Origin of the sequence: Burkholderia ubonensis (assembly GCF_902833085.1) — a bacterium.
In the GTDB taxonomy this organism is placed as follows: Bacteria; Pseudomonadota; Gammaproteobacteria; order Burkholderiales; family Burkholderiaceae; genus Burkholderia; species Burkholderia ubonensis.
This window is the reverse complement of sequence record NZ_CADFEB010000006.1, coordinates 99,431-123,000: the sequence shown is the minus strand read 5'-3', so window position 1 is coordinate 123,000 and position 23,570 is coordinate 99,431. Positions and strand designations below refer to the sequence as shown.

Annotated in this window: 20 protein-coding genes; 11 read left to right on the top strand and 9 right to left on the bottom strand. The window is 67.9% G+C overall.

The window, feature by feature from the left end; all coding sequences use genetic code 11:
* Positions 1-103: 103 nt before the first annotated feature.
* From HWX31_RS17825 to HWX31_RS17810, 4 genes are all read left to right on the top strand, one after another.
* A complete protein-coding gene (locus HWX31_RS17825) occupies positions 104-1,174 on the top strand; it encodes a serine hydrolase (protein ID WP_174959734.1) in 1,071 nt (356 codons plus the stop codon).
* A gap of 118 nt (positions 1,175-1,292) precedes the next feature.
* Positions 1,293-1,736, top strand: a complete 444-nt coding sequence (locus tag HWX31_RS17820; RefSeq protein WP_244143770.1) for a MarR family winged helix-turn-helix transcriptional regulator — start codon at positions 1,293-1,295, stop codon at positions 1,734-1,736.
* A 68-nt stretch (positions 1,737-1,804) separates the two neighbouring features.
* Positions 1,805-2,368 carry an isochorismatase family protein gene (locus HWX31_RS17815; RefSeq protein ID WP_174959736.1) on the top strand — a complete coding sequence of 188 codons (564 nt, stop codon included), beginning with the start codon at positions 1,805-1,807 and terminating at the stop codon, positions 2,366-2,368.
* Entirely contained in the window at positions 2,361-3,821 is a 1,461-nt protein-coding gene (locus HWX31_RS17810) for a DHA2 family efflux MFS transporter permease subunit (protein ID WP_174959738.1), read from the top strand. The genes HWX31_RS17815 and HWX31_RS17810 overlap by 8 nt, the downstream gene beginning before the upstream one ends.
* Before the next feature lie 45 nt (positions 3,822-3,866).
* On the opposite strand, the gene HWX31_RS17805 is transcribed toward HWX31_RS17810, so the two are convergent.
* Positions 3,867-4,172, bottom strand: a complete 306-nt coding sequence (locus tag HWX31_RS17805) for a hypothetical protein (protein ID WP_059483886.1) — start codon at positions 4,170-4,172, stop codon at positions 3,867-3,869.
* Positions 4,173-4,253: 81 nt separating this feature from the next.
* Positions 4,254-5,624, bottom strand: a complete 1,371-nt coding sequence (locus tag HWX31_RS17800) for an MFS transporter (RefSeq protein WP_174959740.1) — start codon at positions 5,622-5,624, stop codon at positions 4,254-4,256.
* Positions 5,625-6,263: 639 nt separating this feature from the next.
* On the opposite strand from HWX31_RS17800, the gene HWX31_RS17795 reads away from it, so the two are divergent.
* Positions 6,264-6,587 (top strand): hypothetical protein, encoded by a 324-nt coding sequence (locus HWX31_RS17795; protein ID WP_059637732.1) that lies wholly within the window; start codon positions 6,264-6,266, stop codon positions 6,585-6,587.
* A 15-nt stretch (positions 6,588-6,602) separates the two neighbouring features.
* On the opposite strand, the gene HWX31_RS17790 is transcribed toward HWX31_RS17795, so the two are convergent.
* Complete coding sequence (locus HWX31_RS17790; RefSeq protein ID WP_174959742.1) at positions 6,603-8,321, bottom strand: SulP family inorganic anion transporter; 1,719 nt, start codon at positions 8,319-8,321, stop codon at positions 6,603-6,605.
* Positions 8,322-8,522: 201 nt separating this feature from the next.
* Here HWX31_RS17790 and HWX31_RS17785 point away from each other — a divergent pair, with 201 nt between their 5' ends.
* Positions 8,523-9,782: a mechanosensitive ion channel family protein gene (locus tag HWX31_RS17785; RefSeq protein ID WP_174959744.1), complete on the top strand. Its 1,260-nt coding sequence runs from the start codon at positions 8,523-8,525 to the stop codon at positions 9,780-9,782.
* 38 nt (positions 9,783-9,820) lie between these two features.
* On the opposite strand, the gene HWX31_RS17780 is transcribed toward HWX31_RS17785, so the two are convergent.
* Entirely contained in the window at positions 9,821-11,242 is a 1,422-nt protein-coding gene (locus tag HWX31_RS17780) for an aminotransferase-like domain-containing protein (protein ID WP_174959746.1), read from the bottom strand.
* A gap of 159 nt (positions 11,243-11,401) precedes the next feature.
* Between HWX31_RS17780 and HWX31_RS17775 the strand changes: the two genes are divergently transcribed.
* The 5 genes from HWX31_RS17775 (at position 11,402) to HWX31_RS17755 (ending at position 17,391) form a co-directional block, all read left to right on the top strand.
* Complete coding sequence (locus HWX31_RS17775; protein ID WP_174959748.1) at positions 11,402-13,726, top strand: FdhF/YdeP family oxidoreductase; 2,325 nt, start codon at positions 11,402-11,404, stop codon at positions 13,724-13,726.
* A 13-nt stretch (positions 13,727-13,739) separates the two neighbouring features.
* Positions 13,740-14,657 carry a bestrophin family protein gene (locus HWX31_RS17770; protein WP_059650990.1) on the top strand — a complete coding sequence of 306 codons (918 nt, stop codon included), beginning with the start codon at positions 13,740-13,742 and terminating at the stop codon, positions 14,655-14,657.
* Positions 14,658-14,774: 117 nt separating this feature from the next.
* On the top strand, positions 14,775-15,104 hold the full coding sequence (locus tag HWX31_RS17765; RefSeq protein WP_174959749.1) for a hypothetical protein: 330 nt from the start codon (positions 14,775-14,777) through the stop codon (positions 15,102-15,104).
* Positions 15,105-15,338: 234 nt separating this feature from the next.
* Complete coding sequence (locus tag HWX31_RS17760) at positions 15,339-15,683, top strand: hypothetical protein (RefSeq protein ID WP_059637721.1); 345 nt, start codon at positions 15,339-15,341, stop codon at positions 15,681-15,683.
* 109 nt (positions 15,684-15,792) lie between these two features.
* Positions 15,793-17,391, top strand: coding sequence for an ABC transporter substrate-binding protein (locus HWX31_RS17755; protein WP_059650987.1), 1,599 nt, complete (start codon positions 15,793-15,795; stop codon positions 17,389-17,391).
* 44 nt (positions 17,392-17,435) lie between these two features.
* On the opposite strand, the gene HWX31_RS17750 is transcribed toward HWX31_RS17755, so the two are convergent.
* The 5 genes from HWX31_RS17750 to HWX31_RS17730 all read right to left on the bottom strand — a co-directional run bounded on the left by HWX31_RS17750 (position 17,436) and on the right by HWX31_RS17730 (position 23,560).
* A complete protein-coding gene (locus tag HWX31_RS17750) occupies positions 17,436-18,743 on the bottom strand; it encodes an Nramp family divalent metal transporter (protein ID WP_174959751.1) in 1,308 nt (435 codons plus the stop codon).
* 75 nt (positions 18,744-18,818) lie between these two features.
* A complete protein-coding gene (locus HWX31_RS17745) occupies positions 18,819-20,075 on the bottom strand; it encodes an oxalate decarboxylase family bicupin (RefSeq protein WP_174959753.1) in 1,257 nt (418 codons plus the stop codon).
* Positions 20,076-20,382: 307 nt separating this feature from the next.
* Complete coding sequence (locus HWX31_RS17740; protein WP_174959755.1) at positions 20,383-21,717, bottom strand: type II toxin-antitoxin system HipA family toxin; 1,335 nt, start codon at positions 21,715-21,717, stop codon at positions 20,383-20,385.
* Between the two features lie 2 nt (positions 21,718-21,719).
* Complete coding sequence (locus HWX31_RS17735; protein WP_174959761.1) at positions 21,720-21,968, bottom strand: helix-turn-helix transcriptional regulator; 249 nt, start codon at positions 21,966-21,968, stop codon at positions 21,720-21,722.
* A 230-nt stretch (positions 21,969-22,198) separates the two neighbouring features.
* Entirely contained in the window at positions 22,199-23,560 is a 1,362-nt protein-coding gene (locus HWX31_RS17730; protein WP_174959763.1) for a lytic polysaccharide monooxygenase, read from the bottom strand.
* Positions 23,561-23,570 lie beyond the last annotated feature (10 nt).

Sequence of the window (23,570 nt, the reverse complement as noted above, 5' to 3'; positions counted from 1 at the left end):
TTCCCGGCTCGTCGCGCGCCGTGATCGCCCTTATAATCTCCCGCACCTCTTTGCCGCTCGCGCATTGCGCCGGCCCATCCCGCGTGAAAAAGGAGATTGCCGCTTGACTGGCATCATCGTGCGCGCCCCCCGCGCCCGGACCTTTCTGTTGATCATCGCGTCGCTTCTGTTGTGCGCGTTCATGTCGAACGCGTCCGCCCATCGCGCGACGCACCGTCCCGCGCAGGGGCATGCGACACCCGCCAAGCTCAAGAAACCGCCGACGCACCGCAAGCTTGGCCGACACCCCCGCCCCCGCGCGCGACATCACGCGGTCAAGCACCACGCCGCGCCGGCCCCGCAACATCGTCGCGCGAAACGCGCCGCCTCGGCACGCCCTCGCCCGACATCAAAACCCCGCCTGCTGGCGAGCTGCGGCTACAGCCCGCGCGCGGCCAACGCGCTGCATTCACGCGCCGCCTACGTGCTCGACGTCCGCACCGGCACACCGCTGCTGGCCCGCAACGCGCGCACCGTGCGGCCGATCGCATCGATCTCGAAGCTGATGACGGCGGTCGTCGCCCGCGACGCGGACCGCCCGCTGGACGGCATGCTGCGCGTGAGCTCGCACGATCGCGACGCGATCAAGTTCACGCATTCACGGCTGTCGGTCGGCTCGACGCTGTCGCGCCGCGACATGGTTCGCATCGCGCTGATGTCGTCGGAGAACCGCGCGGCGGCCGCATTGAGCCGCGACTATCCGGGCGGGCGCCCCGCGTTCGTGGCCGCGATGAATCGCGAAGCGCGGCGGCTCGGCATGCGCCACACCCGCTTCCGGGAGCCGACGGGCCTGTCGCCGCGCAACGTGTCGACGGCCGAGGAGCTCGCGCTGCTCGTCGATGCCGCGGCGCGCGACCCGCTGATCCGACGCTTCTCGACCACCAGGTCGGGCACCGTCCATCCCGGCGACGGCAAGCTGCACTACGTGAACTCCGATCCGCTGGTGCGCTACGGCCAGTGGCCGATCCAGCTGCAGAAAACCGGCTTCATCAATGAAGCGGGCCACGGCGTCGTGATGCGCGCGCTCGTGCGTGGCCGGCCGCAAACCATCGTGCTGCTCGGCTCGCCGACGCGCGACGGCGTGACGAGCGACGCGCTCAAAATCCGCCGCTGGCTGGCCTGCTCGCTGATGTGATCGCACCGCGCTTTCCCGGCCGGCGCGGGCTCGCGTCGCCGCTCACTCCGGCATTTCGCCCGATTCAATTAGACAGTTTAACTTGCAAGTTAAACTGTCTTCTTCTATGATCCGCTCCATGACAAGCTCACGCAAACCCGGCGCCGCCGCCGAAACCGTCGTCGCCGACCTGACGCTGGCCGTCGGCCAACTCATCCGCCGGCTGCGTTCGGAAGTCGATTCGAGCGGGCTCAATCTGTCGCAGATCAGCGCGCTCGCGCGACTCGAGCAGAACGGGCCGATGACGACCGCCGAGCTTGCCCGCACCGAATCGATGAAGCCGCAGTCGATGAAGGCCATCCTCGCGAGCCTCGAAGAAGAACGGCTCGTGTCGCGCAAGCCGCATCCGACCGACGGACGCCAGATCCTGTTCCAGCTGACCCGCGCCGGCGTCGATACGCGACGGCAGCGCACCGTCGCCAAACACGCGTGGCTCCAGGCCGCGCTCGCGAAACTCGATCCGGAAGACATGCAGACGCTCGTCGCCGCGATCCCGCTCATCAGGCGGCTCGGCGACGCGTGAATCCGGCATCCGGCGCGCCCGTTGCCTGCGCGTTCCGCGATGTTTCCTTCGAACCAATGGGAGTCCTCATGAGCGCCACCGTCCTCGATCCGAAATCCGCACTGATCGTCATCGACCTGCAGAAAGGGATCGCCGCCCTCCCCACCGCACACCCGAGCGCCGGCGTGATCCGGCGCGCCGCCGATCTGGCCGACGCGTTTCGCCGGCGCGGCCTGCCGGTCGTGCTCGTGAACGTGGCCGGCGGCGCGCCGGGCCGCACCGCGCAGCCCGGCCCCAAGGGGCCGCTGCCGCCGGACTGGACCGAGCTCGTGCCTGAGCTGCAACCGCAGCCGCACGATCACGTCGTGACGAAGCGGACCTGGGGCGCGTTTACCGGCACCGGTCTCGACGCGCACCTGAAGGCCGCCGGCGTGACGCAGGTCGTGGTGGCCGGCATCGCGACGAGCATCGGCGTCGAATCCACCGCACGCCAGGCGTTCGAGCTCGGCTACAACGTGACGCTCGCCGTCGATGCGATGACGGACCTGAACGCCGATGCGCATGCCAACAGCATCACACGGATTTTTCCGCGGCTCGGCGAGACCGCGTCCACGCAGGAAGTCATCGCCCTGCTCGGCGTGCTCGATGCGTGAACGCGGCACGGGGTTGAACGGCGGCGGCGCGCGCGCCGCCGACCGGCTCGATCCGTCGGTCTGGAAGGTCAGCGCGGTCGCGGTGCTGGGCTCGCTCCTCGCGCAGCTCGACGCGACGATCGTCAACGTCTCGCTGTCCAGTCTCGCGACGGACCTGCATGCGCCGCTATCCGTGATCCAGTGGGTAACGAGCGGCTATCTGCTCGCCCTCACGCTGGTCCTGCCGCTGAACGGCTGGCTGGTCGACCGCATCGGCGCGAAGGCGCTTTATCTGTGGTGCTTTTCCGCGTTCACGCTGTCGTCGGCACTATGCGCATTCGCGTGGTCGGCGCCGTCGCTGATCGCGTTTCGCGTGCTGCAGGGCGTGAGCGGCGGATTGCTCGCGCCGATGGCGCAGATGATGATCGCGCGCGTCGCGGGCAAGCAGATGGCGCGCGTCGTCGGCTACGCCGCCGTGCCGGTGCTGATCGCGCCGATCCTCGGGCCGGTCATCGCCGGCGCGCTCCTGCAGCATGCGTCGTGGCGCTGGCTCTTTCTCGTGAACCTGCCGGTCGGTGCGCTGGCGCTCGTGCTCGCCGCGCGTTTCCTGCCGAGCGATCGGGACGACACGCTGCGGCGCGAGCTGGACTGGCTCGGTCTCGCGCTGCTGTCGCCGGGGCTCGTGCTGTTCCTGTACGGCGCCGAGCGGATCGGCGTTGGCGTTGGCGTCGGCGTCGCGGCGATCGCCGCGTCGGTCGCGCTGCTCGCGGCGTTTCTCCGCGTGCAGCGGCGCAAGGGCGCGCATGCGCTGATCGACCTGCAGCTGTTTCGCGGCAAGGTGTTCAGCGCCGCCGCCGGCACGCAGTTCGTGTCGAACGGCGCGCTGTACGCCGGCCAGATGCTGATTCCCGTGTTCCTGATCGACGCATGCGGACGTTCGCCGGGCGAGATGGGCTGGCTGCTCGCGCCGCTCGGCCTCGGCATGCTGGTCACGTATCCGTCGATGGGCGCGTTGACGAGCCGGTTCGGCGTGCGCCGCGTGTCCGCCGGCGGTGCGTTGCTGGCGCTGCTCGCCACGCTGCCGTTCGTGTGGCTCGCCGTTCGCGGGCTCGACCCGGCCGTGCTGATACCCGCGCTGTTCCTGCGCGGCATGGGCCAGAGCGCGGTCGGCACGCCTTCGCTGACCGCGGCGTACGCGTCGATCGACCGGCGCGACCTGCCGATGGCGACGACGTCGCTCAACATCGTCCAGCGTCTCGGCGGCCCGGTGTTCACGACGCTGTGCTCGCTGTTTCTCGCATGGCGGCTGCAGTCGACGCCTGCCGGCGACGCCGGCGCGCTTGCGTATGCATCGGCGTTCGCGCTGTTGTGCGCGCTGCACGCACTGACCTTCGTGATGTCGCTCCGCTTGCCGCTATGGTCCGACGCTGCCGGCCGGCACGCGGCCGCAAGCGCGCCGGCCGAATCGCGCTGAACGTTCGGCCGCGATCGTGCGGGCCGGCGCGACCCGCACCGTTCGTTACTTCCACTTCGAGCCGAGGCTCGCGAGCCCTGCCCGGTCGAGGTCGGCCGGGAGCATCACCACGCGAAACTCGCAATCCGCGTTGAACATCAGGAACCACGGCTCCGCGAGCGCCGGAATCCGTGACGGGTCGTCGAGATCGACGATCAGCACGGCGCCGCGCGTGCCGTCCTGCTCGGTGAAGTAAGCAGCCTCCGGTTTGGTCTCCTCGAGGATTCGCGCAATCACTTCGCCGACGCTGCCGTTTCGCACCAGACCATTGAACGGCTCGTGGGGAATTCGTATGTTGAGAAGCATGCGCATGGTCACCTCCGTGATTGAAACCCCGCATGGGGTGTTCAAAGCATAGGAGCTTTCCTGCGCCGCGCCGGGCGACAAGCAGCGTCACGTCACCGGCGGCGCGTGCCCATGGTCGCCGATGCCGCCCGCGTCGTCGTATTCCCGCGAGATGTCCTTGTTCGTGTAATCCCCGAGCCGCGACGCCGCGATCACGCTGATCACCGCGCACGCCAGCACATACGCCGCGATCGCATAGCCCGAGTGGTAATAGGCGAACAGCGCGGTCGCGATCAGCGGCGCCGGTCCGCCGGCGATGACCGATGCGAGCTGGTAGCCCATCGACGCGCCGCTGTAGCGCAGCCGCCCGGTGAACGACTCGGCGATCAGCGCGGCCTGCGGACCGTACATCATCGAATGCGGCACCAGCGACAGCACGATGGCCGCAAAGATCAGCACGGAGTTCTTCGTATCGACCATCGCGAAGTAAACGAAGCCGAACACACCGGCGACCGCGGCCCCGATCACGTACATCTTCCGCCGGCCGATCAGGTCGGACACGTGCCCGAACAGCGGGATCGTGACGAACTCCAGCACGGACGCCGCCAGCACCGCGATCAGCAGCAGGTTGCGCGACGCGCCGAGCGTCGACACGCCGTAGGTGAACACGAAGGCCGTGAAGATGTAGAACGGCGCCTGTTCGGCCATGCGGGCGAACGCCGACAGCAGGATGTCCTTCGGCTGCCGGCGCAGCACCTCGAGCATCGGCGCCTTCTCGATGCGGTTCTCGGACAGGAGCCGCGCGAAGATCGGCGTCTCGAGAATGTTCAGGCGGATGTAGAGGCCGATCGCGACCAGCACGATGCTGAGGAGGAACGGCACGCGCCAGCCCCACGTGAGGAACGCGCTGCCGGAAATCCAGCTCATCGCCAGCACGGCGAGATTCGCGAGGAACAGCCCCGCCGGCACGCCGAACTGCGGCCACGCGGCGACGAAGCCGCGATGCGCGTTGGTGCGCGCCCATTCCATCGACATCAGCACCGAGCCGCCCCACTCGCCGCCGACGCCCACGCCTTGAATGAAACGCAGCACCGTGAGCGCGATGGCGCCCCAGATGCCGATCACCGCATAGGTCGGCACGAAGGCCACGGCGAAGGTGGCGAGCCCCATCAGCAGCAGCGTGACGATCAGCGTGGCCTTGCGTCCGATGCGGTCGCCGTAGTGGCCGAAGATCGCCGCGCCGACCGGCCGTGCGACGAAGCCGACCGCGTAGATCAGGAACGCCTGCAGCGTGCCGACGAGCGGGTGCGATTGGGGGAAGTACAGCTTCGCGAAGACCAGGCCGGTCACCGTGCTGTAGAGGAAGAAGTCATACCATTCGATCGTCGTGCCGACCGTGCTGGCGATGACCGCGCGGCGCAATTGGCGCCGGGACTCCTCGTCGGAGAGGGGCGTTGCCCCGGATTGCATGGCAGCCATTTTGCATCCCCTCGGACCAAGGGCAATAAGATTGATAGACAGTTTTTGCCGCGCGTCGTTCCGGACGGTGCGGCGCCGCCGTTGCCGGCATCGCGCCGGAAAAGCGTTCAGGACTGAAACCTTTTGCTCGTCCGGTCACGGCTCAGCGCTTGCGGCCGCCCCGTTTTCCTGCACCGCCCCGACAGGCGCGAACACCCTGCTCCCGACGCGCGCGCAGCCGGAAAGCGCCGCCCGTGTTCGGTCCGGTCCGGATGAGAAAAGAGACTGGGCGCGGCGAATGGTCCGGCAAAGAGGCGTGCGCAAGCTCACCTCACCGGAAGCCGCGCGCGATGTTCCCGCCGTTACGTTACATCCATGAACGATTTCGCCGTCGCCCCGGCATGCGGGCCGCGGCGGCACGATGCCGGCGCGCGCCGGGGTGCGCGCCGCATCGCCGCCCGATCCACCGGCCGGCAAGCTTCGGCGGCCGTCGCCGATGCTCGGCCGCGACGCTTCGCATGCGCTCCTTTCGGCGCTGGTACGGATTCTGCATCCCGTCCGACACGAGAACGAGCACCGCGCCGCCGATCGGCGCGGATAAGTGAAAACCGCCGGGCCTGTCCAGGGACACGCTCGCCGAACCGCAAAACGGGGTCAATCATGGATGCGTTGCCGAACCAGTCAGACGCTCAATTCCAGGCGTTCCTGAACCGGTTGCTCGAGCAACCGAAACCCGGCTGGACCGAAAAGCAGTGGATGGAGCTCGACATGGCGCTCGCGCTGTCGACCCAGATGCTGCAGATCGCCGAGCGCATGCGCGACGGCCAGGCCAATCTCGAGAACAGTCTCGTGCTGCTCAGGTATGCGAAGGTGCTGGACTTCATCCTGTCGTCGCTCGCGGCGCGCCGGGACATCCATCCGCAGACGCTGCGCACGATCTTCCGGCTCGCGAACATCAGGATCGTCGACGAATATCCGGAGTAAGCCGGCGCCGCGCGGCTACAGACTCCCCGGCTCGTGCGCTTCCGGCTGCACGCCCGCGGCCGCGAGCGCCTCGTGCAGCGTCGCGAAGATGCATGACGCGCCGACGATCGCCGCGATCCCGTGCCGCTCCATGTCCGCGCGCAGATAGCGGTTCACCCGGCCGAAGATCACGCCGATCCCGCGCGCGCGCAGGCTCCGGACCAGGTCGCTCACCGTGCGCGCCGCCGAATAGTCGACATCGGTAATCGCCCCCGCATCGATGATGAACCAGCGCGGCGCGACCGGCGCCGCGTCGACGAGCGCGGCCACTTCCTCGGCAAACCGGTGATCGTTCGCGTAGAACAGGTCCGAGCCGAAGCGGTAGACGATCAGCCCCGGCGCCGTCATCGCGCCCGGCCGGGCCGGCACGGGCAGCCACCGCCCGTCGCCGGCCGCCGGCTCCAGCACCATCGTATGTGGCCGGTAGCTGTGCCGCACGTGCCGCATCAGCGACAGCGCAACGGCCAGCAGGATGCCCTGCTCGACGCCGATCATCACGACCGCCGCGGCCGTCACGAGCGCGAGCGCGAATTCGCCCGGGCTCTCGCGGCGGATCGCGCGCAGGCTCTGCACGTTGATCAGCCCGAGCGCGATCGTAAACACGATGGCCGCCAGCACGCCGTGCGGCAGGTACTGCAGCAGCGGGCTCAGGAACAGCAGCACCACGACCACCACCGCGGCGAACGCGAGCTGCCCGACCTGGCTGCGCGTGCCCGCGCCGTCGGCCATCGCCGTCTGCGTCGGGCTGCCGTTCACCACGAACGCGCCGCTGAACGCGGCGGCCGCATTCGCCGCGGCGAGGCCGAGGATGTCGGCGTCGGTGTCGACCGCCTCGCGATACTGCTGCGCGAACACGCGCGCCGCCGCCGCGCTTTGCGCGATGATCATCACGAAGCACGAGGCCGCCACCGGCACGAGATCGAGCAGCTGCTGCCACGTGACGGCCGGAACGCGCAGCGCCGGCAAGCCGCCCGCGACCGGCCCGAGCACCGCCACGCCGTGCGCGGAGAAGTCGAACGCGCGGCTCGCCGCGATGCTGCCCGCCACCGTGATCATCGGCATCGGTACGCGCGGCAGCACCCGCTTGCAGCCGAGTATCGCGCCGGCCACCAGCGCCGCGAGCGCGAGCGTCGGCAAATGCGTGCGCGCAAGATGCGTGACGACGTACTCCAGCTGGGCGACGCTGCGCGACGACGGCGCCGGCACGGCCATGCCGAGCATGTCGCCGAGCATCGCGATCGACAACTGCACGCCGACGCCGGCCAGGAAGCCGACCAGCACGGTGCGCGACAGGAAATCGGCGAGAAACCCGAGCCTGAAGATGCGCGCGAGCAGCAGCATCGCGGCGGTCAGCAGCGCGACCATCGCCGCCAGCGTCACGTATTCGGCGCTGCCGAGCGGCGCCATCGCCGACACGCGGCTCGCGAAAATGGTCGCGGTGGCGGAATCGGCGGCGACCACCAGGTGACGCGACGCGCCGAAGATCGCGAACGCGACGAGCGGCAGGAACACCGTATACAGGCCCGTCACCGCGGGCATCCCGGCGATGCGCGCATAGCCGAGCACCTGCGGGATATCCATGAATGCCAGCGAGATGCCGCCGAGCACGTCACGGATCGCCGCGCCGCGCTTGATCGGGAGAATGCCTTTGAGCAGGCTTACGCCTGACGACGAACTGCCGTTTGAATCGCTCATGCGTTGAATCGTGTCCGTGCCGGGTCTTCAGCGCATCGTGCCCCGGGCGGGCAGCCGCTGGCAAGTGCGCGCGCAACCAACGGCGCGCCCCCGTTCAGGAACCCCGCCGCACGAAAGCTGTCCCTTACAGGTGCCCTACAATCCGGGCGCACGCCGCGACGCGGCGTCGAATCAACGCTTGAAAGGAACCTGCCCCACCCCATGACCGTGAATGACCTCTGGTATGCGCCGCTCGTCGGCTCCCTCGTCCTGCTGACCGTATCCTGCGCGGCTGCGGCCGCCGTCCATTTCCTGCTGTTCCGCGTGGTCGCGCGGCTCGCCCGGCTCTCCGCCACCCGCGTCGACGACGCGCTGTTCGAGTTCGGCGCGTTCAAATGGCTCGCCCGCATCGTCCCGTTCGTCGTGATCAAGTTCGGCCTCGGCATGGTGCCCGGCGTGCCGGCGACGGTCACGCTGATCGTCGACAAGGTGCTGTTCGCGCTGATCGCGTTCCTCGTCACGATGACGATCAGCGCGACGCTGTCCGCGCTCGAGCACACGTATCGGTCGAGCCGGCGCGACCAGCCGCGCCTGTCGCTGAAGGGCGCGATGCAGCTCGTCAAGCTCGTGATGTTCATCACCGCCGCGCTCGTCGTGATCGGCGAAGCGACCGGCAAGCAGATCGGCCTGCTGCTGTCGGGGATCGGCGCGATGTCGGCCGTGCTGATGCTGATCTTCAAGGACACGCTGCTCGGCCTCGTCGCGGGCGTGCAGCTGTCGTCGAACGACATGCTGCGGATCGGCGACTGGATCACGATGCCGTCCGCCGGCGCGGACGGCACGGTGATCGACATCACGCTCAACACCGTCAAGATCGCGAACTTCGATCACACGATCATCACGGTGCCGACCTGGAAGCTGATCAACGAGAGCTACCAGAACTGGCGCGGGATGACCGAGGCCGGCGGGCGCCGCGTCAAGCGCGCGCTGTTCATCGACGCGACGAGCGTGCGCTTCCTCGACGCCGGCGAGATCGCGCGGCTCGAACGCCTGACGCTGCTGAAGGACTATCTCGGGGAAAAGGCCGACACGCTCGCGCAATGGAACGGCGCGCTCGGCGCGGACGGCGCATGCGCGGCGAACCGCCGCCAGCTGACGAACCTCGGCACGTTCCGCGCGTATGTGGCGAGCTATCTCGCGCGGCATCCGCGCATCCGTCGCGACATGACCTGCATGGCGCGGCAGCTGCCGCTGACCGCCGAAGGCATTCCGCTCGAGCTGTACTGCTTCACCGACACGACGACTTGGGTCGATTACGAGTCGATCCAGTCAGACCTGTTCGATCACCTGATCGCGGTGCTGCCGGAGTTCGGGCTGCGCGTGTACCAGCACCCGTCGGGGTTCGACATGCGGCAGATGACGGCGGCCTCGCCGCGCGCGGCCGGCGCGCAGATGCAGCGGGACGCCGCGCCGGCCGCCTGACGCCCGCGCCGCGCCGGCCGAACCCGGCCGGCGCGCGCTCACGCTTTCGCGCACTCCCCGGCCAGCCGCCCGAGCACCTTCAGCGCCTGCTCGATCTGCGCCGACCACGGATAGCTGTAGTTCAGGCGGATGAAGTGCCGGTAGTCGCCGCTGGTCGAGAACATGTGCCCGGGCCCGACGGTGATCCGCTGCGCGAGCGCCAGCTGGTACAGGCGCATCGCGTCGACCTGCGGCGGCAGCTCGACCCACAGCACGTAGCCGCCCTGCGGCTGCGACAGCCGCGTGCCCTCCGGAAAGAAGCGCCGCACCATCGCGCTCATCAGGTTCGCCTGCTGCGCGTACTGCTTGCGGATCCGCCTCAGGTGGAAGTCGTATCCGTCGTGCTTCAGGTATTCGGCGATCGCCAGCTGCTCGGTCACCGGCGTCGCGAGCGTGTTCAGGAATTTCAGCTTCTCGACCTGATCGCGATACCGGCCCGGCATCGCCCAGCCGATCCGGTAGCCGGGCGACAGGCTCTTCGAGAACGACGCGCAGTGCAGCACGAGCCCGTCCTGGTCGAACGACTTCAGCGCGCTCGGCCGCGCGTCGCCGTAGTACAGCTCCTGATAGACGTCGTTCTCGATCACCGGCACCCGGTGCTTCGCGAGCAGCTCGACGAGCGCGCGCTTGCGCGCATCCGGCATCAGGAAGCCGAGCGGATTCTGGAAATTCGGCATCACCATGCACGCGGCGATCGGCTCGCGTTCGAGTATCCGCGCCAGCGCATCGATATCGATCCCGTCGCCCGGATGCGTCGCCACCTCGATCGCGCGCATGCCCATCCGCTCGATCGCGTGCAGCATCGCGTAGAACGTCGGCGATTCCACCGCGATCGTATCGCCCGGCTTCGCGACCGCCTGCAGGCACAGGTTGATCGCTTCCGTCGCGCCGATCGTCACGATGATCTCGTCGCGCTCAACCGCGATCCCGCTCTCCAGGTAGCGCCGCGCGATCTGCCGGATCAGCTCCTGGTTGCCGGGCGGCAGGTCGTCGATCACGCCCCAGCGCGTGCGCCGGCGCGCGATCGTCTGCGCGTGCCGCGCGAGCCGCTGCACCGGAAACTGCGCCGCGTCCGGATACGGCGAGCCGAGCGGCACCGCGTCGTCGCGCGAGATCGAGCGCAGCGTCGACAGCACGAGCCGGCTCACGTCCACCGACGACGGCGCGGCCGTCGGCGTGGACGCATGCAGCTCCGCGACGGCCGCCTGCGCCATGCGCGCCTTCACGAAATAGCCGGACTGCGGGCGGCTCTCGATCAGCCCGCGGCTTTCGAGCACCAGGTACGCGCGCAGCACGGTCGTGATGCTGAGCCGGTGCTGACGGCTCGCCTGGCGCACCGACGGAATCCGCTCGCCCGGCCGGTAGACGCCGTTGTCGATCTGCGCCTCGAGATCGTCGGCCAGTTTGTCGTAGCGCTTCACGCGGGTTTCTTTCAAATTGCCTTCACACGTACAGTTCTGTACCGCATTGCGTCAGATTGCCGCAACTGTACTCTTTTTTGGAATGAAAAGGTGTACACGCAGCAGGCGGCGGGCCGCGCGTAACCTGCGTCCATCGCTTCCCCCCCGACACACCGCATCATGAAAAAGAAGCCCGCCAACCCACGCATCGAGCCGTACACCCATCCCGCCGCCGGCTGGGGTGCGCTGAAGGCCGTCACGATCAACCTGATCAAGGAAAAGGTCGCCGGCGGCAACTACCGCACGCTGTTCCGCCAGAACCAGCCGGACGGCTTCGACTGCCCCGGGTGCGCGTGGCCGGACCGCAAGCATGCGTCGACCTTCGAGTTCTGCGAGAACGGCGTGAAAGCCGTCGCGGCCGAGGCGACCGGCAAGCGCGTGACGCGGGCGTTCTTCGCCGCGCACACGGTCACCGCGCTGCTCGAGCAGACCGACTACGAGCTCGAACAGCACGGGCGGCTCACCGAGCCGATGATCTACGACGCGCGCACCGACCGCTACGTGCCGGTCGCGTGGGACGACGCGTTCGAGCTGATCGCCCGTCATCTGCGCGCGCTGCCCGACCCGAACCAGGCCGCGTTCTACACGTCCGGCCGCGCGAGCAACGAGGCGGCGTTCCTGTATCAGCTGCTGGTGCGCCGGTACGGCACGAACAACTTCCCCGACTGCTCGAACATGTGCCACGAGGCGACGAGCCGGGGGCTGCCGCCGTCGGTCGGCGTCGGCAAGGGCACGGTCACGCTCGACGACTTCGAGCTGGCCGACACGCTGCTGATCTTCGGGCAGAACCCGGCGACGAACCATCCGCGGATGATGGGCGAGCTGCGCGAATGCGCGAAGCGCGGCGCGACGATCGTGTCGATCAACCCGCTGAAGGAGCGCGGCCTGGAGCGCTTCGCGGACCCGCAAAGCCCGCTCGAGATGCTGACGATGTCGGGCACCGACATCGCGTCGACGTTCATCCAGCCGACGATCGGCGGCGATTTCGCGCTGATCAAGGGCATCGCGAAGCGCGTGCTCGAACTCGACGACGCAGCGCGCAAGAACGGCGCGGCGCGCGTGCTCGACACCGCGTTCATCGCGGAGCACGCGGCCGGCTTCGACGCGTTCGCCGCCGACCTACGCGCGGAAAGCTGGTCGGCGCTCACCGCCGAGAGCGGCGTGCCGTACGAGCAGATCGACGGCCTCGCGCAGCTCTATGCACGCAGCGAACGCGTGATCGCGACGTGGGGGATGGGCCTCACGCAGCACAAGCATTCGGTCGCGACCGTGCAGATGCTGACGAACCTGATGCTGATGCGCGGCAACATCGGCCGCCCCGGCGCGGGCCTGTGCCCGGTGCGCGGCCATTCGAACGTGCAGGGCAACCGCACGGTCGGCATCGAGGAAAAGCCGTCGCAGGCGTTCCTCGACCGGCTCGGTGAGGTGTTCGATTTCGAGCCGCCGCGCCGGCACGGCTACGACGTCGTCGAGACGATCGAGGCGATGCTCGAAGGCCACCTGAAGGTGTTCATCGGCCTCGGCGGCAACTTCGCGATGGCGACGCCCGACACGCCGCGCACGTGGGAGGGGCTGCGCCGCTGCGACCTGACCGTGCACATCACGACGAAGCTGAACCGCAGCCATCTGGTCCACGGCCGCGACGCGCTGATCCTGCCGACGCTCGGCCGCACCGAGATCGACCTGCAGGACAACGTGCCGCAAGGCGTGACCGTCGAGGATTCGATGAGCATGGTGCACGTGTCGTACGGGATGAACAAGCCGGCGTCGCCGCTCCTGATGTCGGAGACGGCGATCGTCGCGCACATCGGCCATGCGCTGTTCGGCAGCGGCAAGATCGACTGGCTCGCCTACAAGGATGACTACGCGAAGGTGCGCGACGCGATCGAGGCAACCCTCGACGGCTTCTACGACTACAACGCGCGCATCGCGAAGCCGGGCGGCTTCCATCTGCGCGTCGCGTCGCGCGACCGCGAGTGGCTGACGCCGACGGCCAAGGCGAACTTCATCGCGCACGCGCTGCCGTCCGACACGCCGATCCAGCGCGCCCGCGCGCTGCACGGCGAGCGCCTGATGACGCTGATGACGACCCGCTCCCACGACCAGTACAACACCACCGTGTACGGGCTCGACGACCGCTATCGCGGCGTGTTCGGCCAGCGCCGCGTCGTGTTCGTCAACCCGGACGATCTCGCGATGCTCGGCCTGAAGGCCGGCGAATGGGTCGACATGGAGACGGTGTGGCACGACGGCATCGAGCGGCGTGCCGACGGCTTCCTGCTCGTCGCCTACGATATTCCGCGCGGCTGCATCGGCGCGTATTATCCGGAGACGAACCCGCTCGTGCCGCTCGACAGCGTCGGCGACGTCTGCAACACGCCGACGTCGAAATCGCTGCCGGTGCTGCTGCACCGCGCCGCCGCGCCGGCCGTGCAGGCCGCCTGAAGGAGAACGCGCGATGATCGTCCGTCCCCGCGAGCACTGGCTGCGGATGCTGTTCGTCTGGAACGGCTCGGTGCTGCAGACGATCCTGCCGCAGCTCGCGCTGACGCTGGCGATCAGCATCGTCGCACTGTGGACCGGCGGTCGCGTGATGGGCGAGAAGGTGCCGCTGAACCCGACGCCGTTCACGCTGATCGGCCTCACGCTGGCGATCTTCGCCGCGTTCCGCAACAACGCGAGCTACGACCGCTATCGCGAGGCGCGGCATCTGTGGGGCGGCGTGCTGACCGCCGCACGCACGCTCGCGTCGCAGACGCTCGCCTACCGCGTGTTCGACACCGATGGCGAACGCCGCGCGTTCATGCTCGCGCTGGTCGCGTTCGTGTACGCGCTCAAGCATCAGCTGCGCGGCACCGACGCCGCGGCCGACCTGCGCTCGCGCCTCGACGACGCGACCTACGCGCAAGTCGAGCCGCTGAAGTTCCGCCCGATCGCGATCCTGCATGGGCTGCGCACGACGCTCGCCGCGCGCGCCGACGCCGGCCGCCTCGCGGACACCCGCCTGTGGATGCTCGACGCGCGGCTCGACGAGCTGGTCGCGATGGTGAGCGGCTGCGAGCGCATCGCGTCGACGCCGATCCCGTTCTCGTACGACGTGCTGCTGCACCGGACCATCTACGCGTATTGCATGCTGCTGCCGTTCGGGCTCGTCGATTCGATCGGCGCCGCCACGCCGTTCGTCACGGTGTTCGTCGCGTACACGCTGATTGCGCTCGACGCGATCGCCCATGCGATCGCCGAGCCGTTCGGCGCCGGCCCGAACCATCTCGCGCTCGACGCGATCACGCGGCAGATCGAGCGCACGCTGCTGGAGCTGAACGGCGAACCGCTGCCGGACGAAGTGACGCCGGGCAAGTACTACCGTCTCCCCTGACGCGCGCGTAATAAACCCTCACAAAGGATACAAACTGGCCGTCAACATGCATGGTGCACGGCCCGTTCTTGGGTCAAGCGCCGGAAATTCCTCCGCGCAACGACAGGAGAACACACCATGCGAGCCCTCACCCGCCACCTCGCGATCGCCGCCACCCTGATGTCGGTCCTGACCGGCAGCGCGTTCGCCGACACGCCGTGGCAGAAAGCGCACCCGCGCCGTGAAGAGGTGAACCAGCGCCTCGCGAACCAGAACCGCCGCATCCACCACGAAGTCAAGGAAGGCGAGATGTCGCACGCGCAGGCCACGCGCCTGCACCGCGACGACCACAAGATCCGCCAGGAAGAGCGGGACATGGCGGCCCAGAACGGCGGTCACCTCACCAAGCCGGAACAGCGCGTGCTGAACCAGCAGGAAAACGCGGTCAGCAACAAGATCGGCCAATAAGCGCCCGGCCTCGGTGAACTTCGGACGCCCGCTGCCGCGCTGCGGCAGCGGGCGCTTGTTGTTTCGAATCGTTTCAGCGCGTCATGCGCGTCGCGCCCTGCGGGTATACTTCGCCGTCAACCGCCTCCCGCATCCGCTGCCCCCGCAGCGCGATGCCGGGCGGTTTCGTTGCGAAGCTTCGCGTTTCGCCTGCCCCGCGTTCCAGCCTCGACACGAGAGACCCGACGACCCGCCATGAAACGATTCCTGCTACTCCTCCCCGCCGCCGCCGTGCTCGCCGCCTGCGGTTCCGCGCCGACGTCCGATTCGTCCGGCTCGGCCGATTCCGGCGCCGGGGCGATGATCTACGTGTCGTCGCAGCGCCCCGCCGACGCGATCGCCAACTGCCTCGACAGCCGGCTGTCGGACGTGCAGCGCTCGCACCACGGCGGCGTGACCGACATCACGGTCGGCTCGCGCTCGTACTTCGTCACGCTCACGCCGTCCGGCTCCGGCTCGGTCATCAAGGTCGTGCGCGGCACCGCGAGCGAGCCGCCCGAGGAAGCGATGCGCTTCGCGATCGCACGCTGCGCGATCTGATCCACCGCACCCGCGCGCGATCGCCCGATCCGCGCGCGCACCGAATATTTTTACCCGGGCGTCCGTCGATGAGAGAATCGCACCACGATCTCTTTCCGATGGAGCCCGCATGAAGCATCTGCTGTCCAGGCTGTTCGTCAGCGCCACGCTCACCGCATTCATCACGCTCGCGCCGACGGCGCCGGCCCATGCGGCGACGCCGCCCGGCATCTTCGTCGTCGCGACGCAGCTCGCCGAGTTCACGTCGCTCGACCCGAGCGTGATCTACGAGCTCGTGCCGTCCGAGTATGCGGCGAACACCTACGAACGGCTCGTGCGCGTCGACCTGAAGGACCCGACGCGCTTCGACGGGCAGATCGCGCAGTCGTGGAGCGTCGGCGCGGACGGCGTCACCTACACGTTCAAGCTGCGCCCCGGCCTCACGTTCCATTCCGGCAATCCGCTGACCGCCGACGACGTCGCGTGGTCGCTGCAGCGCACCGTGCTGCTCGACAAGGGCCCGGCGGGCGTGCTCGGCGATCTCGGCCTCACGAAGGCGAACGTCGCGCAGAAGGTCCGCGCGCTCGATCCGCAGACCGTCGTGCTCGAAACCGACCGCAAGTACGCGCCGAGCTTCGTGCTCAACGTGCTGAGCGCGTGCCCGGCATCCGTGTTCGACAAGAAACTGCTGCTGTCGCACCAGCAGGGCAACGATCTCGGCAGCGGCTGGCTGCGCACCAACGACGCCGGCTCCGGCCCGTACAAGCTCGTCAAGTGGACGCCGAACGAGAGCATCGTGCTGCAGCGCTTCGACGCGTACCGCACGCCGTATCCGATGCAGCGCGTCGTGCTGCGCCATGTGCCCGAGGCGTCCGCGCAGCGCCTGCTGCTCGAGAACGGCGACGCCGACGCGGCGCGCAACCTGAGCCCCGACAGCCTCGCCGCGCTGTCGAAGGCCGGCAAGATCAAGGTCGCCGCGTGGCCGGTGTCCGCGCTGCTGTACCTGAGCCTGAACACGAAGAACCCGAACCTCGCGAAGCCCGAGGTGCAGGAGGCGATGAAGTGGCTCGTCGACTACGACGGCATCCAGCGCAACATCGTCAGCGCCAGCTACAAGGTTCACCAGACCTTCCTGCCGGAAGGCTTTCTCGGCGCGTCGAACGCGCGCCCGTACAGGCAGGACGTCGCGAAGGCGAAGGCGCTGCTCGCGAAGGCCGGGCTGCCGAACGGCTTCACGGTGTCGATGGACATGCCGAACGACTACCCGTTCCTCGAGATCGCGCAGGCGCTGCAGGCGAACTTCGCGCAGGCCGGCATCCAGGTGAAGCTGATCCCGGGCGACGCGAAGCAGGCGATCGGCAAGTATCGCGCGCGCCAGCACGACATCTTCATCGGCGAATGGTCGCCGGACTACATGGACCCGAACAGCAACGCGCGCGGCTTCGCGTGGAATCCTGACAATTCGGACCAGTCGACGACCAAGATGCTCGCGTGGCGCAACAGCTGGGACATCCCGCAGCTGACGAAGGACACCGAGGCCGCGCTGGCCGAGCCGTCGCCGCCCAAGCGCGCGCAGCGCTACGAGGCGCTGCAGAAGGCGGTGCTCGCGCGCTCGCCGTTCATCATCATGTTCGAGAAGGTCGTGCAGGTCGCGACGCGGCCGGGCGTCACCGGCCCGGAAATCGGGCCGATCAACGATCTCGTGTCGTACCGGACGCTGAAGAAGTAAGCCCCATCGCCGCGCGCCCGGCGACGCCGGCGCGCGCGGCGCGCTCAATTGAGCGCCGCCCACACCAGATACGCGTTCAGCGCGACGATCACGACCGTCGCCGCGCCCGCCGTCACCCGCAGCGGCGCACGCATCGCGTGCGCGCCCATCACGTCGCCGCGCGCGGACAGCATCAGCAGCGCGATCATCGGCATCGGCAGCACGAAGCTCAGCACGACCTGGCTCAGCACCATCGCGTGCGTGACGTCGCACCCCAGCGCGACCACGACGAACGCCGGCGCGACCGTCACCGCACGCCGCACCCACACCGGCATCCGGCGCCGGATGAAGCCCTGCATCACGACCTGCCCCGCCATTGTCCCGACGACCGAGCTCGACACGCCCGACGTCAGCAGCGCGACGAGGAACAGCGCGCCCGCCGCCGGCCCGAGCACCGGAACCAGCGTGTGATACGCATCGCCGATGTCGGTCATGCCCGGTGCGCTCCGGTGGAACGCCGACGCCGCCATCATCACCATCGCGAGGTTCACGACGCCCGCCAGGCCGAGCGCGACGACCACCTCGCGATTCGAGAAGCGCACGAGCCGGCGGCGCTCGGCGTCGTTGCGCGGCGCGGTGCGGCCCTGCGTCAGCCCGGAATGCAGGTACAGCGTGTGCGGCATGATCGTCGCGCCGATGATGCCGACCGCGATCGTCAGCGCCGCGTGATCCGGAAGCTGCGGCACGACGAGATGGAACGCCGCCGCCGGCCAGTCCTGCGGCGCGATCAGCAGCTCGCCCAGATAGCAGGCGCCGATCACGCCGACGAGCGTCGCGATCGCGGCTTCCAGCGGCCGGAACCCGCGCTTCTCCAGCGCGAGGATCGCGCCCGTCGCGAACCCGGTCGCGACCATCCCCGCGAGCAGCGACAGATGGCACAGCAGCCCGAACGCAAGCGCGCCGCCGAGGAATTCGGCGAGATCGGTCGCCATCGCGGCGATCTCCGACGCGATCCACATCCCCCATACGACCGGCGCCGGAAAGTGTTCGCGGCACAGCTCGGCGAGATTGCGCCCGGTCACGATGCCGAGCTTCGCCGACATCGCCTGGAACAGCATCGCGATCGCGTTCGCGGCGAGCACGACCCACAGCAGCCGGTAGCCGTACGCGGCGCCAGCCTGGATGTTGGTCGCGAAGTTGCCGGGGTCCATGTAGCCGATCGACGCGATCACGGCGGGACCGACGAACGGCAGCAGCGCGGCGGCGCCGGTGCGGCGCCCTTCCAGGGCGGCGCGCGCCGCGTGCTCGATCCGTTCGGTGGACGGGCCCGGCAGTGCGAGGCTGCCGGCGGGTTTGCTCGAAATGGGAAGCATGGTCGGGTTCGATTCGAAAGAAGGAGGCTGACGATGGCGAAGGCGACCGGCGCGCCGCTTGCCGGCCGCGCCGGCTCACACGGGCACGACGTCCGGGCGGTTGCGCGGAATCTGCGCGATCACGTCGGGCGCGAGATTCAGGTGCGCCTCGACGAGCTGCGGCGGCGTATGCGCGAGCCAGTCGGACAGCGACACTTCCGCATAGCGCTCGGACTTGAAGATCTCCAGGAACACGAGATCGGTGCTACCCGTGTTCTGCACGTAGTGCCCGAGGCTCTTCTTCACGTAGCCGACGTCGCCCGCGCGGAAATCGGCGGTCTGCGCCTTCGGGCCCGTGTCGAACACCGTCATGCGCGCGTCGCCCTGGATGTAGTACTGCCACTCGTCCGCGTTCGGGTGCCAGTGCAGCTCGCGCATCCCGCCCGGATGCACGGTGACGAGCGCCGCCGAGACGGTCTTCGATACGTTGAAGTTGCTGCTGTCCGCGATCCGCACTTCGCCGCCGCGCGTCTTCACGACGGGCTTCAGGTCGCCGAGCGAGAAGATGAACGGCTGCGGCGGCGCGCCGCGCGACGACGCGGCCGCGCGCTGCGCCTGCGCGAGCGGGCCGGGATCGTCGCCCTGGAAGATCCACAGGTTGTCGAGCGGAATGTTCCGGAATGCGTCGGCCGGCACGCCGAAGTTGCGCGCGAGCACGTCGGGCGGCGTATGCGCGATCCAGTCGGTCAGCAGCAGCGTGTTGAATTCGGACGCGCGGCCGTTATCGAATGCGAGCAGGAATTCCGCGCCGTCGCTGCCGAGCCCCTGCAGCGAATGCGGCAGGCCGGGCGGGAAATACCACAGGTCGCCCGTCTTCACGTCCTGCACCGACGGCCGCCCCTGTTCGTCGAGCACGGTGATCCGGCAGCGGCCGTCGAGCATGAATGCCCATTCGGCCTGCTGATGCCAGTGCATCTCGCGAATGCCGCCGCGCGTCAGCCGCATATTGACGCCTGAAATGGTTTCCGAAATCGCGAAATCGTCCTGCGTGACTTCGCGCGCCCAGCCGCCGTTCTGAATGCGCTTGTGCGCATTATTGAACGACGCCCAGAATAACGGCATGCCGTTGATATCGGTCGCGGGCGGATCCTGAAACGACGGAAACTGATTCGCCAATGCCGGATTTTTCGGCCCCGGATCGGTCAGGCTCTGGCGATTGCGCGCATTGACCGCGCCTTCCGGCGGGCTGTCCGGATTGCCGAACGAGGCGGCCTTCGCGGTCACGGCCAGGCCGGCCGCGGCAACCGCGCCGGCCGTATTCGCAAGCATCTTGCGTCGGGACAGATTCGTCATGATTTCCTCTTCATTTCTGCAATTAATCGAATTGCCGGCACGGGGCGATCATTCGTTTTTAGATTAACGAATGAATTGATCAGCCAGCGACACAAGTTAAATGCAAATCGAGGAAAAAATTAAATGAATAATTAAGATTGATTCATGATTTAAAATAATACCTTTAAGTTTGTAATGAATACATCGGCGCGGCAAATGTGCGCCCAGTCGCCCGGCCGATTTCTCGGACGGGCGCAGGGAATGACGAGAATGGAGAGATCGGAGAGCGTGGAGTCACGCGTGCGTGAATTCGGATGATGCGCAAGCGTCATTCGGACGGCATCGCGTCGAGCCGCTCCGCTGCTTGCCGCACTCCATCGAGAATGCGGTCCGCGATCTTCGCCGGAAACCTGCGCGGCAGCGTCGCGCCCACCGTATCGATCACACTTGGCGTCGCGGCGATCAGCCGCTCGACGATCGGCGTCGCAAGATCGCCGAGCAGGCAATGCTCGGCCATCGCGCTGAAATGGCGTCGCGTGATGTCCCGCATCGCGTAATGCTTGCGCTTGCCGTGCACCGCCATCGCGAGCTTCGCCTTGTGCCACGACCACTGGTTCGCGCCATCGCCCTCAACCGGCCAGATCGACATCACATCGTAGAGCGGCGTGAGCCGGAAGCGGCCCGCCGGCAAGAGCCGCAGGCTGAAATTCTTCGCATGGCCGTCCGGCGCGGCCAGCATCCAGAACAAGATCAATGCGGCGAACAGCGTGTCGAGATCCTCGCGCGCCGTTTCGGATCGCCGCAGGATGCCGACCAGGTCCGGCACGCCGGGGCCGCCATGTGCCTCGTATTTCAGGTGCGGCGGCACGCCGAGCGCCTGGCAGAAATCCTCCTGCGGCAAGCGCAGCAGCCAGTGCCCGTCGCGATGCAGCGCCCGGTCGAAGCGCGTGACCGATAGCACCTTGTGCCGGCCGAACGTCAGGATCTCCGCGTCCGGCACCGGCAGCCCGAACGCGCGCAGGATCGCAAGGCACAGCCATTCGTTCTCGACCGATGTCGTCAGGTCGGCGCGCTTGTTGCCGACGAGACCAAGCGGCAACTTCAGGATGTGTGTGGTCGGCGTCGCGCCGTGCGGGCGCATCCATTTGCCGTCATGACGAAGCAGCGCGGTCTTTTCCTGCACGCCGGCGAGCGACAGACGAAAATCGTCGTCATTCCACACGCCGACCGCCGCGCCGCTCGCCTGATCGAGCAGTCGCGCGACGTCGTCGTCCGACAATGCGGCGCCGTCGATGCGCTCGACGCCGTTCGGCGTCTCGTCTTCGCCGAGCAGTTGCACCGCGCCGACACAATCGCGCCCGAGCGCCGCGAGCAGGTCGAACGGCTCGAGCGTCGGCACGCCGAAATGCGTCGCGAGCCGGCGGCGGATCGCCTCGCTGTCGGGCAGCAGGTTGTCGAAGTAGTGATTGACGCGCTCGCCGCGCAGCGGCGCATCGCCGATGCCGAACGGCAGCGACAGTGACAACGGCCGCCCCGCCGCCGATTGCTTCCAGCCTGCGTCATACAGCAGCTCCATGTCACCGCGCGCGGGAATGCGCCAGACGCCGACTCGCAGTCCGTTGGCCCAGATCGACAGCGCGCGTGCGTGCGACTTGCGGCCCATCGCTACCACTCGGTGTCGGCCGCGCGACACTCACCCTTTGCGCGAATGTCGAGCTCGAGGTCGTATAGCGCGGTCAGCGCGAGGAGCTGGCTCAGCGACAAGCTGGCCGTGCGTGTGGTTTCGAGCAGCGACAGGCGCGGTTGGCCGATGCCGATGCGGGCGGCTGCTTCGGCTTGCGTCATGCCCTTGGCCTGGCGCGCGGACGACAGGATCTCGCCCAACTGGGCGGGGGTATTGACGATGATGTTCACAGCGAATTCCCGAGGCAAATAAATCCAGTATATTCCCCTCAGGCATAAAGGTAAATTATTCCCAAGAGAAATATAACGAAAATATTACTCTCAGGAATATGTGTGGTCGCACCATTTTCGGGAGGTCAGACGGAGATCGCCGCCTTTCGTTACCGGACCGACAGAAAAGCCGGTCGAGCGACGCCCGCGCCCGATGCCGCCGGCCGTGGGCGTCGCCTTTCAACGAAGCGTCAACGCGCCGAATTCACGGCAGCACGACGCGCAGGAATCTCGACCCAAAGCACGTTGATCGTCTCGACCGGCGTCCACGCGGGGTTCGACGTGTGCGCCTGCAGGCACCGGTACGCGCTGGCCTGATAGCTGACCTCGTCGCCGACCTCGTAGCGCACCCCGTTCTCCCATGCGGGCCTCGCACCGGAGTCGTCCGTCGTGCGCGCGATCAGCACGTTGCTCGGCAGCGAAAGCCAGTCGCGCGAATCCACCGCCGCGACGAAGTAGCGATACTCGGTGTTCGCCGTCAGGCCCGTATCGACGAGTTCGAGCCGCGACGGCGCCGTCTCCCCGACCGGCACGCCGTTGCGGTAGACGCGATACAGCTTGATCGGATGGCTGCCCGTCGATTCGCCCCACATCAGGTGCACCGAATGCGCGGTCTCGCCCATCGAATGCAGATGCGTCGGCGCCTTCGGCGGGCGTTCCACGCCGTCGCCCAGCGTGCGAACGGCAAGCGTCTCGCTTCGGCCCGATTGCCCGCCCTCGATGTCGGTCGCGCGCACGTGGTACGCGTATTCGGTATCGGGATCGAGCGAGCGATCGACGAAGCGTGTGAACTCCGCATCGACCTTGGCGAGCAGCCGGTCACCGCGATAGATCGAATAGAAATCGATCGGCAGCGTACCGCTCGATGGCTGCCAGCTCAATTCGATCGACGACGTCGTGATTTCGCTGGCGTGCAGGCCGGTCGGCGGCGTCGGGCGCTGCCCGCCGCCGGCGCCGAATTCGAAGTCGACGACCTGATAGAACGCATTGCCCGTATTGGCGACCTCCCACACCGCCAGCACGACGTGATATCCCTCGCGCTCGGGCAGCACCACTTCGTGCGTCGTGGGCGCCGGAGGCCACAGGCCGTCTTCGTGCTCCCAATACGGTTGAAGCAGATACTCGGCCCGGTGGAACGGCTCCGCTTCGAACTGGTCGCGGCTGAGCTTGCGCTGCGGATCCCAGTCACGCTTCGTGATGAAGTAGTTCCAGCGCCGCGCCGCATGGCGGGCCGAATAGTTCCACGAGAACTCGATCACGTCGCCGGCGCTGACCGGATGCTTCTGCCAGTGCGTGCCGGGCTCGTCGAGAAACAGCGCGGCGGGAAAGCCGCCGCTTGCGAGCTGACCGTCGGCGGGCGGCGTGTTGTTGACGATGTCGGTGAGCGCGACCGGGTCGGTCAGATTGGCTGCCGAAGCGGGAAAGAACTTGCCCGCTTCGAGGCTGTTCACGTCGTAATACCCCAGCTTGCCGTCGAGATAGGCGAACGTCGCGCGCGATTCCGGGGAAAAGACGTGTCCATGACGCACTTGCCTGCTGCGAAACTTGGCCATATCGGAATGC

Excerpts from the sequence above, each read along its gene's own strand:
- HWX31_RS17770 (WP_059650990.1), top strand. The coding sequence starts at position 13,740 with ATGATCGTCCGTCCCCGCGAGCACTGGCTGCGGATGCTGTTCGTCTGG.
- HWX31_RS17755 (WP_059650987.1), top strand. The coding sequence starts at position 15,793 with ATGAAGCATCTGCTGTCCAGGCTGTTCGTCAGCGCCACGCTCACCGCA.
- HWX31_RS17785 (WP_174959744.1), top strand. The coding sequence starts at position 8,523 with ATGACCGTGAATGACCTCTGGTATGCGCCGCTCGTCGGCTCCCTCGTC.
- HWX31_RS17800 (WP_174959740.1), bottom strand. The coding sequence starts at position 5,624 with ATGGCTGCCATGCAATCCGGGGCAACGCCCCTCTCCGACGAGGAGTCC.
- HWX31_RS17810 (WP_174959738.1), top strand. The coding sequence starts at position 2,361 with ATGCGTGAACGCGGCACGGGGTTGAACGGCGGCGGCGCGCGCGCCGCC.
- HWX31_RS17750 (WP_174959751.1), bottom strand. The coding sequence starts at position 18,743 with ATGCTTCCCATTTCGAGCAAACCCGCCGGCAGCCTCGCACTGCCGGGC.
- HWX31_RS17820 (WP_244143770.1), top strand. The coding sequence starts at position 1,293 with ATGACAAGCTCACGCAAACCCGGCGCCGCCGCCGAAACCGTCGTCGCC.
- HWX31_RS17815 (WP_174959736.1), top strand. The coding sequence starts at position 1,805 with ATGAGCGCCACCGTCCTCGATCCGAAATCCGCACTGATCGTCATCGAC.
- HWX31_RS17805 (WP_059483886.1), bottom strand. The coding sequence starts at position 4,172 with ATGCGCATGCTTCTCAACATACGAATTCCCCACGAGCCGTTCAATGGT.
- HWX31_RS17795 (WP_059637732.1), top strand. The coding sequence starts at position 6,264 with ATGGATGCGTTGCCGAACCAGTCAGACGCTCAATTCCAGGCGTTCCTG.
- HWX31_RS17745 (WP_174959753.1), bottom strand. The coding sequence starts at position 20,075 with ATGACGAATCTGTCCCGACGCAAGATGCTTGCGAATACGGCCGGCGCG.
- HWX31_RS17790 (WP_174959742.1), bottom strand. The coding sequence starts at position 8,321 with ATGAGCGATTCAAACGGCAGTTCGTCGTCAGGCGTAAGCCTGCTCAAA.
- HWX31_RS17760 (WP_059637721.1), top strand. The coding sequence starts at position 15,339 with ATGAAACGATTCCTGCTACTCCTCCCCGCCGCCGCCGTGCTCGCCGCC.
- HWX31_RS17775 (WP_174959748.1), top strand. The coding sequence starts at position 11,402 with ATGAAAAAGAAGCCCGCCAACCCACGCATCGAGCCGTACACCCATCCC.
- HWX31_RS17765 (WP_174959749.1), top strand. The coding sequence starts at position 14,775 with ATGCGAGCCCTCACCCGCCACCTCGCGATCGCCGCCACCCTGATGTCG.
- HWX31_RS17740 (WP_174959755.1), bottom strand. The coding sequence starts at position 21,717 with ATGGGCCGCAAGTCGCACGCACGCGCGCTGTCGATCTGGGCCAACGGA.
- HWX31_RS17730 (WP_174959763.1), bottom strand. The coding sequence starts at position 23,560 with ATGGCCAAGTTTCGCAGCAGGCAAGTGCGTCATGGACACGTCTTTTCC.